We start from the raw sequence: 14,614 nt of genomic DNA on the forward strand, positions 1-14,614 counted from the left end.
GGACCTAATTATTTTAGATGCGTGAACAAAGCTATTTTATTTAAAGGAACGTGACAAACATGATTACATCAGCATATATTCATATACCGTTTTGCCACAAGATCTGTCATTATTGCGATTTCACGAAATTTTTCTACAATCCTGAGCTTGCAGATCAATATTTGGATGCATTAGAGAATGAGATTGTAACAGCAGTTGGCACAGACAAGCGACAAATGAAAACAATCTTTGTGGGTGGAGGCACTCCAACAGCACTATCTTACGAGCAACTTGAGAGACTGCTCAAAATGATTGCAAAGTCTTTCGATGTTGAGGCTCCCTTAGAATATACGTTTGAAGCAAATCCTGGTGAATTTGATGAGAAGAAACTAGCGCTACTAAAAGAATACGGTGTAAACCGAATTTCATTCGGTGTACAGGTTTTTGATGACGAACTTCTTGAAAAATTAGGTCGAAATCATCGAGTAAAAGACGTCTATGATAGTCTTCGCCTGTTTGAAAAGCAACAGTTTGAAAACGTGTCTGTTGATTTAATGTACGGACTACCGGGCCAAACGTATGACCAATTTAAGAAAACAATTGATGAAGCTCTTGCGTTAGACCTTCCCCATTATTCATCTTACTCGTTACAAATTGAACCGAAGACAATCTTCTATCTTCGTCATAAAAAAGGGAAGTTGCATAAACCCGTAGAGGAAGAAGAAGCGAGAATGTATGAGTTATTAATGAACGAGATGAATCAAAAGGGTGTTTATCAATATGAAATCAGTAATTTTGCTAAGCAAGGGTTTGAAAGCAAGCACAATCTAACCTATTGGAACAATGATTATTATTATGGGTTTGGTGCAGGAGCACATGGGTATTTACCTGGTGAGCGTACCGTTAATATCAAGCCTTTAAATCAGTATACAAAGAAAGGCAAGGAAACAGGGCTTCCGCGACTGCACGTTGAACCCGTGCACTATAAAGAAGAGATGGAAGAGCAAATGTTTCTCGGGTTGCGTAAAACATCTGGAGTATCTATGAGTGAATTTGAGAATCGCTTCGGTCGTTCCATTCATTCTCTTTATTCGAGTGAATTAGATTATTTAAAGAGGAAAAACTGGATAACAGAAACAGAGGACAATGTTGCACTTACAACACAGGGCCGCCTCTTTGGTAATGAGGTTTTTGCACAATTTTTGATTGAAGATGAAAAGCTTCAGTGAAATATCGTTGACAAGGAGCGGGGCATTTGATAATTTATTATTAGATTTAGCACTCGCAATTAAAGAGTGCTAACAGAGGTGATCATCATGTTAACAGAGAGACAATTGTTGATATTACAAGTGATTATTGATGACTTCATCCAGTCTGCGCAACCTGTAGGATCTAGGACGATCTCAAAGAAAGACAACGTTTCCTATAGTTCAGCTACGATTCGAAACGAAATGGCTGATTTAGAAGAGCTTGGATTTCTGGAGAAAACCCATTCTTCATCGGGGAGGGTTCCTTCAGAGAAAGGGTATCGCTTTTATGTTGACCATTTGATGTCACCCTTTAACTTATCTGGGCAAGAGAAAACGTTTGTGAAACAGGCATTTAATCATCAAATGGTAGAATTTGAACAAGTCGTTCAGCAGTCTGCGCGGGTTTTATCCGAGTTGACGAACTACACGTCAATTATTCTTGGACCTGAAGTATACGAGACGAAATTAAAGCAATTACAAATCATTCCCTTATCGCAAATATCTGCTGTAGCCATTCTTGTAACGGATACAGGCCATGTTGAGCATAGGTCGTTTACGATCCCTGTAGAAATTAAACCAGCTGACTTAGAGAAGATGGTTAACATTTTAAATGAGCGGTTAAATGGTGTACCGATTATTTACTTGCATCATAAGCTGAATACCGAGATAGCCGAACTGCTTAAAAAGCATACAAGTGAATTTGAAAAGGCCTATCAGTATTTACGAGCTGCTCTATTTGACGAACAGCCAGCCAAGCTTTATGTTGGCGGCAAGACCAATATTCTCATGCAGCCTGAGTTTAGGGATATTGATAAAGTGAGGACACTGTATTCGATGATAGAAGAGGAAACAGAGATTGCTCACTTACTTCGTCACAATTCCAGTGATATTAAAGTATCGATAGGGACTGAAAATGAAGTGAACGCCATGAAGGATCTCAGTATTATTACAGGGTCCTACTCAATAGGGGACACACAACTAGGGACGATTGCTTTACTCGGTCCTACTCGGATGGAATACTCAAAAGTCATTTCATTATTGAATTTACTTTCTGATCGTATGACCGAAACATTCCATTCCTGGTATCAAAAAGGTTCAACTGGGGAATAGATGATAAAGGCATTTAAGGATGCTTGTTCTCTTCTTACTATAAAAGTAAGGTTGAATTGACTTTTTATAAAAAATACCCAAAATTGAAGGGTTATCGGTTTAGTTTAGATTCAATTTCTGATATATTCTTAACCGGTGTAAATGAACGAGCTTTAGAGGAGGTGACAAACATGGACGAAAATAAACAACAAACAGAAGAAGTCGAACAAGAAGAGGTCGTTGAAAATCCTGAACAAGAAGTTGTTGAAGAAGAGGCTGCTGAAATGGATGAGGTAGCAAAACTCCAGCAAGAAAAGGATGAAACGTACCAACGTTTGTTACGCTTACAAGCAGATTATGATAATTTCCGTCGTCGCACGCAGAAAGATCGTGAGAACGACCGTAAATATAAATCTCAATCACTTATTGAGGAGCTATTACCTGCACTTGATAACTTCGAACGAGCGCTTCAAGTTGAAGCTCAAGATGAGAAGTATGCAGAAGGTATGAACATGGTTTATAAACAGCTTAAGAGTGCATTAGAGAAAGAAGGCCTTGAAGAGATTCCGGCCGTAGGAGAAGAATTCGATCCTCATATGCACCAAGCAGTCATGCAAGTTGAAGATGAAAACTATGAATCAAATGTTGTCGTAGAGGAGCTTCAAAAAGGGTATAAGCTAAACGACCGCGTTATTCGCCCATCAATGGTGAAGGTGAATCAATAAGCTCGCTCTACATATGAAGATAAAGGAGGAAATTTGTCATGAGTAAAATTATTGGTATTGACTTAGGTACAACAAACTCTTGTGTCGCTGTAATGGAAGGCGGGGAGTCTAAAGTAATTCCGAACCCAGAAGGTTCTCGCACGACTCCTTCCGTTGTTGCATTCAAGAATGGTGAACGTCAGGTTGGTGAGGTTGCGAAACGTCAGGCAATCACAAACCCTAACACAATTCAGTCTATTAAAAGACACATGGGTACAGACTATAAAGTAGAAATTGAAGGAAAAGAGCACACTCCACAAGAGATCTCTGCTATCATCCTTCAGTATATCAAGTCTTACGCAGAAGACTATCTTGGAGAAACAGTTGAAAAAGCTGTAATCACAGTTCCAGCTTACTTCAACGATGCTGAGCGCCAAGCTACTAAAGATGCTGGTAAAATTGCAGGGCTTGAAGTAGAGCGTATTATTAACGAGCCTACAGCAGCGGCTCTTGCATATGGTATTGACCAAGAACAAGATCAAACTCTTCTTGTTTACGACCTTGGTGGCGGTACATTTGACGTATCTATCCTAGACATCGGCGACGGTACATTCGAAGTTGTATCAACTGCTGGTGACAACAAACTAGGCGGTGACGACTTTGACCAAGTAATCATCGATCACATGGTAGCAGAATTCAAGAAAGAGAATGGCATCGATCTTTCTAAAGATAAAATGGCACTTCAACGTCTTAAAGACGCTGCAGAAAAAGCGAAGAAAGATCTTTCTGGTGTAGCTCAAACACAGATTTCTCTTCCATTTATTACAGCAGGAGAAGCAGGTCCACTTCACTTAGAAATGAACCTTACTCGTGCTAAATTCGAAGAGCTTTCTTCTAGTTTAGTAGAACGTACAATGGAACCAACTCGTCGTGCGCTTAAAGACGCAAACATGTCTTCAAGCGACATTGATAAAGTACTTCTAGTAGGTGGTTCTACTCGTATTCCTGCAGTTGTAGATGCTCTTAAGAAAGAAGTAGGCAAAGACCCTTCTAAAGGCGTTAACCCTGATGAAGTAGTAGCACTAGGTGCAGCTGTACAAGGTGGCGTACTTCAAGGTGACGTTAAAGACGTTGTTCTTCTAGACGTTACTCCACTTTCTCTAGGTATTGAGACAATGGGTGGCGTAACTACGAAGCTAATCGAACGTAACACAACAATTCCTACAAGCCAGAAGCAAACGTTCTCTACTGCTGCTGATAACCAAACAGCTGTAGATATCCACGTACTTCAAGGTGAGCGTGAAATGGCACAAGATAACAAGACGCTTGGTCGTTTCCAGTTAACTGATATCCCACCAGCACCACGTGGTGTACCTCAAATCGAAGTATCCTTCGATATTGATGCGAACGGTATCGTTAACGTAGGAGCAAAAGACTTAGGCACAAACAAAGAACAGTCCATTACAATTAAATCTTCTTCTGGTCTTTCTGAAGATGAAGTAGAGCAAATGGTTAAAGAAGCTGAAGAAAATGCTGAAGCGGACAAACAGCGCCGTGAAGAAGTAGAGCTTCGTAACGAAGCAGATCAACTAATCTTCACTACAGATAAAACAATCAAAGACCTTGGTGAATCTGTAACAGAAGAAGACAAGCAAAACGCTGAGACTGCTAAATCTGAACTTCAAACGGCACTTGAAGGTGAAGACCTTGAGCAAATCCGTGAGAAGAAAGATGCTCTTCAAGAGCAAGTACAACAGCTTTCTGTAAAAATGTATGAGCAAGCACAACAAGCTCAACAAGCCCAAGAAGGTGCTGAAGGCCAAGGGTCAGAAGAAGACGTTGTTGACGCAGACTTTGAAGAAGTAAACGAAGACGAGAAGAAGTAAGCAACCATATTAGGTTAGTCAGATAAAAAAAGTCAAAGTCAGGGGGTATCTTGGCTTTGACTTTTTTACTGCATGAATTTTGTCTCCCTTGTTAAGGGAAGAATGTTAATGAATTAACTTTGAATCGAATATGAAACCATGTTAATATAAACTTTATGTGAGTAGAGAGTCGGGAGAGTGATCTTCAGTGAGTAAACGCGACTATTATGAGATTTTAGGTGTATCTAAGGATGCTTCTAAAGATGAAATTAAGAAAGCGTACCGTAAATTAGCAAAAAAATATCACCCAGATGTCAGTCAAGAAGACAATGCTGAGGACAAGTTTAAAGAAGCTCAGGAAGCTTGGGACGTACTAGGTGATGATCAGAAACGCCAACAATATGATCAATTTGGTCATGCAGGTCCTAACCAGGGTGGTTTCGGAGGCTTTGGTGGTGCCGAAGACTTCGGAGGCTTTGGAGACATCTTTGACATGTTCTTCGGTGGCGGAGGACGCCGTCGCGATCCGAATGCTCCTCGTAGAGGTGCAGATCTTCAATATACAATGACGTTAAATTTTGAAGAAGCTATATTCGGTAAAGAAACGGATGTGCAAATTCCAAAAGAAGAAGAATGTGAAACATGTGACGGATCTGGTGCAAAACCAGGAACGAAACCAGAAACTTGCTCTCACTGTCAAGGTGCAGGCCAGTTAAACCAGGAACAGAATACACCATTTGGACGTGTAGTAAACCGCCGTGTATGTCATTACTGTGAAGGAACAGGGCAAATCATTAAAGATAAGTGTAATACGTGCGGAGGAGCTGGAAGAGTTACGAAACGTAAAAACATCCACATCTCTATTCCAGCTGGTATTGATGAAGGTCAGCGTATTCGCGTATCTGGTCAAGGTGAACCGGGCGAAAACGGTGGTCCTACAGGCGACTTGTATGTAGTTGTTCAAATTCGTCCACACGAATTTTACAAACGTGAAGGAGACCATATCTTCTGTGAGATGCCTCTTACATTTACGCAAGCTGCACTTGGAGATGAAATCGAAGTCCCAACTGTACACGGAAATGTGAAGCTTAAGATACCAGCAGGCACTCAGAATGGGAAAACATTCCGCTTGAAAGAAAAAGGTGCTCCAAACGTTCGTGGATATGGTCATGGAGATCAACACGTGAAGATCCGTGTTGTTACACCAACAAACATGACCGATCGTCAGAAAGAATTACTACGTGAGTTCCATGATATTAGTGGAAACCAACCCACAGAAGAGCAACACGATAACATCTTCCAACGTGTTAAGCGTGCCTTTAAAGGGGACTAAGGAATCCAGAGTAAAGAGAGTTGATCCCATTGAAATGGTCTGAAATATGTATTCATACAACAAATGAAGCAATCGAACCTATATCGAACATTCTTCATGAGGCTGGGGCTAGTGGAGTAGTCATTGAAGACCCTCTAGACCTTATGAAAGAGCGAGATACGTTTATGGGTGAGATTTATGAATTAAATCCTGACGACTATCCGGCAGAAGGTGTGTATGTAAAAGCATACCTTCCCGTGAATAGTTTCTTAGGTGAAACGGTAGAAGAAATTAAACAGGCAATTACCAATCTAATCGAATTCGATATTAATATCGGTCATAACCACGTGACAATTAGTGAGTTGAATGAGGAAGATTGGGCAACCGCTTGGAAGAAGTACTATAAACCAGTTAAGATTTCAGAAAAGGTAACAATCATCCCTACATGGGAAGAGTACGAGCCTGTTTCAAGTGATGAGATCATTATAGAACTAGATCCTGGTATGGCATTTGGTACAGGGACACACCCTACTACTGTTTTAAGTATCCAAGCGATTGAGCAGTATATAGAGGAAAATGATTTGGTTCTAGACGTAGGAGCTGGCTCTGGAGTTCTCAGTATTGCTTCAGTATTACTGGGCGCAAAATATGTTCACGCATTTGATTTGGACGATATCGCAGTGAAGAGTACTACGATTAACGCTAAATTAAATAAAGTGGAAGGCCAAATTGAGTCGAAGCAAAACAACCTTCTTCAGGGTGTTGATGTCGAAGCTGATCTAATTGTTTCCAACATCTTGGCTGAAATCATTGTTCAATTTACGGATGATGCCTTCAATAAACTGAAGTCTGGCGGTTACTTTATTACGTCCGGGATTATTAAGAACAAACGTCAGTTAGTAAAGGATCAGCTTATTGAAACTGGTTTTGAAATTGTTGAGACAAATGTAATGGAAGACTGGACATCTATTATCGCACGTAAACCATAAAGAAAGCAGGTGCCCATTGTGCAACGTTATTTTGTTCCTTCATCAGGATGGGATGACTCTAAAGTCGTGATTACCGGAGAAGATGTCCATCACATCGGAAAGGTAATGAGAATGAAGCCTGAACATCACATTTTATGTTGTACACCAGAGGGTGACCTGGCTAAATGTGAAATTACTGATATTACGACAGAAGCTGTCACATGTCAGATCGTAGAGTGGCTGGAAGAGCAAAAAGAACTTCCAGCCTCTGTTACGATTGCACAAGGGTTACCTAAAGGAGATAAAATGGAGCATGTGATTCAAAAGGGAACGGAACTCGGAGCATCACAATTTATTCCTTTTGAAGCAGAGCGCTCCATTGTAAAATGGGATCAAAAGAAATCACAAAAGAAAATAACACGATACCAAAAAATTGCAAAAGAAGCGAGCGAACAATCTCATCGAACGACGATTCCCTCTATCTCGCAATTGCATACCTTGCGAGATTTAATAGCCCTTCAAGCTAGCTATGATTGGATTGTATTTGCTTATGAGGATGAGGCGAAAAGTCATTCATTTAGGTCATTAAAAGAAGTTCTTACGCAGGTTCAGCAAGGGCAGCGTATTCTCGTCATTATTGGACCAGAAGGCGGATTCAGTGAACAAGAAGTGCAGACGCTGAAGGAAGCGGGGGCGCTAGCGGTACGTTTGGGACCAAGGATATTAAGAACAGAAACCGCTGCTACATATTTTCTTTCAGCTCTGTCCTATCAATTAGAGGAATTGGGGTGATCCTATGCCATCAGTAGCCTTTCATACACTTGGTTGTAAAGTAAACCATTATGAAACGGAAGCCATTTGGCAATTGTTCAAAGAAGAAGGATATGAGCGTACGGACTTTGATCGCTCGTCTGATGTATACGTGATTAACACATGTACAGTAACGAACACAGGAGATAAAAAGAGTCGTCAAGTAATTAGACGTGCTATCCGTAAAAATCCTGATGCTGTTATTTGTGTAACGGGCTGTTATGCCCAAACATCTCCTGCTGAGATTATGGACATTCCTGGGGTAGATATTGTGGTAGGTACACAAGATCGACGTAAAATGCTAGAGTACATTAAACAATATCAGGAAGAACGTCAGCCCATCAATGGCGTTACAAACATCATGAAAACTCGTACATATGAAGAGCTTGATGTCCCTGATTTTACTGACCGAACACGCGCTTCATTAAAAATTCAAGAAGGCTGTAACAATTTCTGTACGTTTTGTATAATTCCTTGGGCACGTGGTTTGATGCGTTCTCGTGATCCGGAAGAAGTTATTCAACAGGCACAACAGCTTGTGGATGCAGGATATAAAGAAATCGTATTAACAGGAATTCACACAGGCGGTTACGGCGAGGACATGAAAGATTATAATCTTGCTATGTTACTACGTGAATTAGACAAAAGGGTAAATGGGCTGAAACGGATTCGGATTTCTTCTATCGAAGGAAGCCAAATCACAGATGACGTTATTGATGTTCTTCGTGAGTCTGATAAGATCGTACGTCACCTGCATATCCCTCTCCAATCAGGATCAAACACTGTTCTTAAACGTATGCGTCGTAAATACACAACTGAGTTTTACAAAGAGCGGGTAGACCGTATTAAAGAGGCGTTACCAGGTCTTGCGATTACCTCAGATGTAATTGTTGGGTTCCCAGGTGAGACGGAAGAAGAATTCAATGAAACGTATCGCTTCATTCAAGAGATCGGTTATTCTGAACTTCACGTGTTCCCTTATTCGAAGCGTACAGGAACACCTGCAGCACGTATGGATAATCAAGTTGATGAAGAAGTTAAGAACGACCGTGTTCACCAACTTATTGAATTATCAAACCAACAAGCTAAAGAATATGCATCACAGTATGACGGAGAAGTCCTTGAAGTTATACCAGAAGAGAAGTTTAAAGATGACGAAAATGATCATCGATATGTAGGCTATACCGATAATTATTTAAAAGTTGTGTTTGAAGGTAAAGAAGATATGGTAGGTGAAATTGTCCGCGTTAAGCTTACTCAAGCTGGGTATCCTTATAACGCAGGTCAATTTGTCCGAGTCATGGATCGCCCAAGTTTAACCGACGATTCTATCGAGTTATCTTCCTAATAAAAGACCTAGCTGAGTATTCAGCTAGGTCTTTTATGTATGACACACAGACTTCTAGAGACAATAAAGTAAGCGATTTAATAGAGGGGGAGTAGCATTTTTTAAAACATAATGCTAAGATGAAAGAGGTACGGACAACCTAAGTAAGAAAGGAAGATTAAAATGGATGCTAAATTAGCTAAAATGATTGATCATACACAGTTAAAACCAGATACAGCACAAGAAAAAATTGAACAGATTTGCCAAGAAGCTAAAGAATATGGCTTTGCTTCTGTATGCGTAAACCCTTACTGGGTACCTTTCTGTTACGAACGTCTTCAAGATACAGACGTAAAAGTTTGTACGGTTATTGGTTTCCCTCTAGGAGCCAATACAAAAGAATTAAAAGCTTATGAAACAAAACAAGCAATTGAAAACGGAGCTACAGAAGTAGACATGGTGATTAACATCGGCGCTCTAAAGAGTGGAGATAAAGAAACAGTACAAGCTGACATTGAAGCCGTTGTTCGTGCGACAGAAGGCAACGCTTTAACAAAGGTCATCATTGAGACTTCTCTTCTTACAGACGAAGAAAAGGTAACAGCTTGCGAATTAGCTAAAGCTGCTGGAGCTGACTACGTTAAGACTTCTACAGGCTTCTCAGGTGGAGGCGCTACAGTAGAAGATATTAAACTAATGCGTAAAACAGTAGGACCTGACATGGGAGTTAAAGCCTCTGGAGGCGTTCGCGACCGTGAAGGAGCAGATGCTGTCATTGAAGCAGGCGCTACTCGCATTGGAGCTAGTGCTGGTGTATCCATCGTATCTGGTGGACAAGGAACTTCTGATTATTAATAAATAAAAGGGTGGCCTCTTCAGAGGACACCTTTTTTTGTTCTGATGTTTATGATGATCCTTATGTGATAAGGGTCATCATTCTTTATATTTATGAACGAACATAACAAATTTAGTGAAGTGTTGGACAAAAGGTAAAACAATTAGTGAAGACAAAACATTAAACACAACAGAGATGTGAGCAAGTTGCTGGGCTGGGTCGTTTGATAGCCATTGGGATAAAGCTGCCAGTTCATCTATAAATGGTGCAAAAAGTAATACGCCTAAGACATTAAGCCAGATATGAGCCATGGCAACAAGCCGAGCTTCACGATTGCTTCCGAGTGAAGCCACCCAGGCAGTGATACAAGTTCCGATATTGGCACCTAACATGATCCCAATAGCGGATGTGAGGCTAAAAATCCCTTCGTTTAAAAAGCTCATTGATATTCCTGTAGCTGCAGTAGATGATTGTATAATGGCTGTCATGGCTGTTCCGATAAATATGCTGGCATTAGGATAGTCGTTTGTATAGGCCAGACTATCTTGAATGATTGGGAATTGCTTCAAAGGTTCTGCTAATGACTCGAATCCGTTTAAAGCAACAAAGATGCATCCTAAACCAAATAGAATTCCGCCAGCTCCAAACCATGTTTGTTTAGGTATGATTAGTAGTACTGCTCCAATGATTAAGAGTGGCCAAAGAGGAATAGAGTTTGAAAAGGTGAGTAATTCAGCTGTAACAGTAGTTCCGATATTAGCTCCAAGAATAATCCCAATAGATTGTTTGAAATTGAGAACCCCCACAGCAACAAGCCCAATAGCAATCACCATGGTACAGGAGCTACTTTGTAACACACTTGTTACAACGATGCCTGCTAGCATTCCTTTCAAAGGGTTATTTGCAAACCGTTCTAGTAATACTTTCATGTTACGATAAGACAATTGATACAAACCAACTCTTAATACAGTCATACCAAATAAGAAAATGGTTAAGAAAACAGTAAAAAGTGTAATTAGATCAGCCACGGTTGTTCACCTCTATACCATACTATGGACAAGACATGAATTCATGACAGAAAAAGGACGTTACTATCCAAGTTTCAATGAAGAAGGGAGACCCAATTTATCGAAATTAAGCATTACCCTCTATCTTGCTTGCTCAACTTATGTTAAAGTGGATGATATGACAGAGCAACGACAATATAATTCTCCGAATGATCCTTAATAAAAATAGTTGAAACTGTCTGGAGAATGGTTTATAATTGTCAGAGGCATGTGAGGAAAAGATACTCACGTGTTCATTGAAACTGTCTTTTTTGCTTTGGAGGGAGGGTAATAGCATGTCAAACAACACTCGCGTGCGTAAAAACGAGTCTCTTGAAGATGCTCTTCGTCGCTTCAAGCGCAGCGTATCTAAGAATGGTACACTAGCTGAGTATCGTAAGCGTGAACATTACGAGAAGCCTAGCGTCCGTCGTAAGAAGAAATCAGAAGCCGCTAGAAAGCGTAAGTAAGAGGGTGTAAGGTAGATGTCATTACTTGAGCGTCTAAACCAAGATATGAAAGAGGCTTTACGTAACAAAGAGAAAGAAAGACTATCCGTCATCCGTATGGTGAAGTCTTCTTTACAAAATGAAGCTTTAAAACTTGGAAAAGATGAATTGACTGAGGAAGAAGAATTAACTGTTTTGTCCCGAGAGATAAAGCAACGAAAAGATTCCCTCCAAGAGTACAAAAGTGCAGGTCGTGACGATCTTGCGCAAAAAGATGAGAGAGATATTGAAATCATTCAATCATATATGCCCCAACAGCTTTCTGAAGATGAATTAGATGCAATCGTTCAAGAAACGATTGCTGAAGTCGGTGCTTCTTCTAAGCAGGATATGGGCAAAGTGATGAGTGCCATTATGCCTAAAGTAAAAGGCAAAGCGGATGGCTCTCTAGTTAAACAATTTGTACAAAAACATTTATCTTAAACACGAACCGCCTTATAATAAGGCGGTTTTTTTCATATGTTGGTCGGTTTTTATTAAGCATGGATAATCTATAAAATAAAATTTTTTTATCATGAAACGTTTAGTTTTGCTAACTCGTATATAATAAAAGAGAAAGGGGGGGGATTATGAGAAGATTTCTACGATATGCTATGGTTTTGTCGTTGTTATTGTTAATGTTGGTATCATTCCTAAGTCCAACGAGCTCTGCAGACGGAACAAGAGAGACGGTTTATGTTGTTCCTATAACAGAAACAGTGGAGAAAGGACTTTCTTCTTTCTTGAAAAGAAGTGTGAATGAGGCAAGAGATCAGGGCGCGGACCATATCATTTTTGAAGTGAACACTCCTGGTGGCAGGGTAGATGCGGCGGCAGAAATCGCAAATTTATTTCAGTCTATTGAAATTCCCAATACCGCCTATGTGGTCCAGGAAGCCTTATCTGCAGGCTCATACATATCACTAAATGCTGATCAAATCTATATGAAGCCAAACACAACCATGGGCTCAGCAGGAGTTATAACTTCAGATGGGAATGCAGCTAATAAGAAAGCTCAATCCGATTGGGTAAAGAAGATGCGTACAGCAGCCGAATTGAATAATAGAGATCCGTTATATGCAGAAGCAATGGCTAACCCGGATATTGATTTGCCAAAATATAAGGCTGGAAAAGGAAAATACCTAACGCTAAGCGCAGCTGAAGCTCTAGAAGTTGGATATGCAGAAGGAGTAGTAGATTCAAGAGAGCAATTGTTATCAGAACTAGGGTTGTCAGACTCTGAAATCATAACGACTAACCCCACATTTACTGAGCGGCTTGCCCGATTGATTACTCATCCTGTTGTCGTTCCTATATTGCTTTCTGTAGCTAGCTTGGGGTTTGTTGCGGAGCTTTATTCCCCTGGGTTTGGAATAGCTGGTTCCATGGGACTACTTGCTTTAGGGTTGTTTTTCTATGGACATATGATTGCAGGACTTGCGGGTTATGAAGCTATTATCTTATTCGGGTTAGGGGTAGTGTGCATTGTTCTAGAGTTCTTTGTCCCGGGTGGAATCCTCGGGATTATTGGAACAGGTGGCGTTGTAGGTTCATTATTTATGTCGACCGATGACATTGGGCATATGACGATGAGTCTTCTCATTGCTATTATTGTGGCAATTATAGGCTCTGTTATCTTATTCAAGACGATAGGATTTGACAGGGGATTTTTGAGAAACATCGTTTTAAGTGACTCTACTTCCTCAGAGAAAGGTTACCTCTCATCAAATAATAGAGATGATCTTATAGGAAATATGGGTGAAGCTGTTACACCACTAAGACCATCTGGTACAGGAATATTTAACGATGAAAGAATTGATGTTGTAACAGAAGGAAGTTTCATCTCTGCAGGGGCAAGTATCAAAATTGTCAGAGTAGAAGGATCTCGTATTGTAGTTCGAGAAATTAAACAAGAAAAAGAATAAGGGGGATTAATTATGTTATCAGAAGGTTTAGTACCAATAATATTTATTGCAGTTATTATTATTGCGCTTGCTGTATTGTTCACGTTTATTCCAATCATGCTATGGATTAGTGCATTGGCAGCGGGTGTTCGAATTAGTATCTTTACACTTATTGGAATGAGGTTACGTCGAGTTGTGCCAAGTCGCGTTATTAATCCGTTGATTAAAGCGCATAAAGCTGGTGTAGATGTGGATACAAATCAGCTTGAAAGTCACTACCTCGCAGGTGGTAATGTTGACCGTGTGGTAAATGCGCTTATTGCAGCTCAACGAGCTAATATCGAATTAAGCTTTGAACGTTGTGCAGCTATTGACTTAGCTGGTCGAGATGTATTAGAAGCTGTCCAAATGAGTGTAAACCCGAAAGTAATTGAAACACCATTTATTGCTGGTGTAGCGATGGATGGAATCGAAGTAAAAGCGAAAGCTCGTATTACTGTTCGTGCGAATATCGATCGTTTAGTCGGTGGTGCTGGTGAGGATACCGTTATTGCTCGTGTAGGTGAAGGGATTGTTAGTACCATTGGTAGCTCTAAGGACCATAATCAGGTGTTAGAGAATCCGGACCGTATTTCTCAAAATGTACTAAGTAAAGGTCTTGATGCTGGAACAGCCTTTGAAATCTTGTCCATTGATATTGCTGACATTGATATCGGTAAAAACATTGGTGCAATTCTTCAAACCGACCAGGCTGAAGCTGATAAGAATATCGCTCAGGCCAAAGCAGAAGAACGTCGTGCTATGGCGGTGGCACAAGAACAAGAAATGCGTGCTCGTGTACAAGAAATGCAAGCGAAAGTTGTGGAAGCTGAGGCGGAAGTTCCGCTTGCTATGGCTGAAGCGTTGCGCTCAGGTAATATAGGTGTTATGGACTACTACAACCTGAAGAACATCCAAGCGGATACTGATATGCGTGATGTAATTGGAAAGATGAATAACGAGAATGAAGAAGAGGACAAATAGAGCTTGAAGTCCTA

14 protein-coding genes are annotated in these 14,614 nt (G+C 40.4%); 13 read left to right on the forward strand and 1 reads right to left on the reverse strand.

The window, feature by feature from the left end; translation table 11 throughout:
- Positions 1-59 precede the first annotated feature (59 nt).
- The 9 genes from hemW (at position 60) to deoC (ending at position 10,159) form a co-directional block, all read left to right on the forward strand.
- Positions 60-1,208, forward strand: coding sequence for a radical SAM family heme chaperone HemW (gene hemW, locus N780_RS14675; RefSeq protein ID WP_036785728.1), 1,149 nt, complete (start codon positions 60-62; stop codon positions 1,206-1,208).
- Between the two features lie 87 nt (positions 1,209-1,295).
- Positions 1,296-2,339 carry a heat-inducible transcriptional repressor HrcA gene (gene hrcA / locus N780_RS14680; protein ID WP_036785731.1) on the forward strand — a complete coding sequence of 348 codons (1,044 nt, stop codon included), beginning with the start codon at positions 1,296-1,298 and terminating at the stop codon, positions 2,337-2,339.
- 122 nt (positions 2,340-2,461) lie between these two features.
- Positions 2,462-3,043, forward strand: a complete 582-nt coding sequence (gene grpE / locus N780_RS14685; RefSeq protein ID WP_269746718.1) for a nucleotide exchange factor GrpE — start codon at positions 2,462-2,464, stop codon at positions 3,041-3,043.
- Between the two features lie 38 nt (positions 3,044-3,081).
- Positions 3,082-4,908, forward strand: coding sequence for a molecular chaperone DnaK (dnaK, locus tag N780_RS14690; RefSeq protein ID WP_036785737.1), 1,827 nt, complete (start codon positions 3,082-3,084; stop codon positions 4,906-4,908).
- Positions 4,909-5,095: 187 nt separating this feature from the next.
- Positions 5,096-6,220, forward strand: a complete 1,125-nt coding sequence (gene dnaJ / locus N780_RS14695) for a molecular chaperone DnaJ (RefSeq protein ID WP_036785741.1) — start codon at positions 5,096-5,098, stop codon at positions 6,218-6,220.
- 29 nt (positions 6,221-6,249) lie between these two features.
- Positions 6,250-7,188, forward strand: coding sequence for a 50S ribosomal protein L11 methyltransferase (gene prmA / locus N780_RS14700; RefSeq protein ID WP_036785743.1), 939 nt, complete (start codon positions 6,250-6,252; stop codon positions 7,186-7,188).
- 18 nt (positions 7,189-7,206) lie between these two features.
- Positions 7,207-7,959, forward strand: a complete 753-nt coding sequence (locus N780_RS14705; protein WP_036785746.1) for a 16S rRNA (uracil(1498)-N(3))-methyltransferase — start codon at positions 7,207-7,209, stop codon at positions 7,957-7,959.
- Between the two features lie 4 nt (positions 7,960-7,963).
- Complete coding sequence (mtaB, locus tag N780_RS14710) at positions 7,964-9,325, forward strand: tRNA (N(6)-L-threonylcarbamoyladenosine(37)-C(2))-methylthiotransferase MtaB (RefSeq protein WP_036785748.1); 1,362 nt, start codon at positions 7,964-7,966, stop codon at positions 9,323-9,325.
- A gap of 162 nt (positions 9,326-9,487) precedes the next feature.
- The gene (gene deoC, locus N780_RS14715) at positions 9,488-10,159 is read left to right on the forward strand and encodes a deoxyribose-phosphate aldolase (protein ID WP_036785751.1); all 672 of its coding nucleotides are present in this window, start codon (positions 9,488-9,490) and stop codon (positions 10,157-10,159) included.
- 78 nt (positions 10,160-10,237) lie between these two features.
- Here deoC and N780_RS14720 read toward each other — a convergent pair whose 3' ends face one another.
- Positions 10,238-11,167 (reverse strand): Na/Pi symporter, encoded by a 930-nt coding sequence (locus tag N780_RS14720; protein ID WP_036785754.1) that lies wholly within the window; start codon positions 11,165-11,167, stop codon positions 10,238-10,240.
- A 314-nt stretch (positions 11,168-11,481) separates the two neighbouring features.
- On the opposite strand from N780_RS14720, the gene rpsU reads away from it, so the two are divergent.
- From rpsU to floA, 4 genes are all read left to right on the forward strand, one after another.
- Positions 11,482-11,655, forward strand: a complete 174-nt coding sequence (rpsU, locus tag N780_RS14725) for a 30S ribosomal protein S21 (protein ID WP_036785757.1) — start codon at positions 11,482-11,484, stop codon at positions 11,653-11,655.
- A 15-nt stretch (positions 11,656-11,670) separates the two neighbouring features.
- A complete protein-coding gene (locus N780_RS14730) occupies positions 11,671-12,117 on the forward strand; it encodes a GatB/YqeY domain-containing protein (RefSeq protein WP_036785759.1) in 447 nt (148 codons plus the stop codon).
- A gap of 146 nt (positions 12,118-12,263) precedes the next feature.
- A complete protein-coding gene (locus tag N780_RS14735) occupies positions 12,264-13,598 on the forward strand; it encodes an NfeD family protein (RefSeq protein WP_036785764.1) in 1,335 nt (444 codons plus the stop codon).
- 12 nt (positions 13,599-13,610) lie between these two features.
- On the forward strand, positions 13,611-14,600 hold the full coding sequence (gene floA, locus N780_RS14740) for a flotillin-like protein FloA (protein ID WP_036785767.1): 990 nt from the start codon (positions 13,611-13,613) through the stop codon (positions 14,598-14,600).
- Positions 14,601-14,614: the final 14 nt, after the last annotated feature.

Origin of the sequence: Pontibacillus chungwhensis BH030062, assembly GCF_000770675.1 — a bacterium.
GTDB classification, from domain to species: domain Bacteria; phylum Bacillota; class Bacilli; order Bacillales; family BH030062; genus Pontibacillus; species Pontibacillus chungwhensis.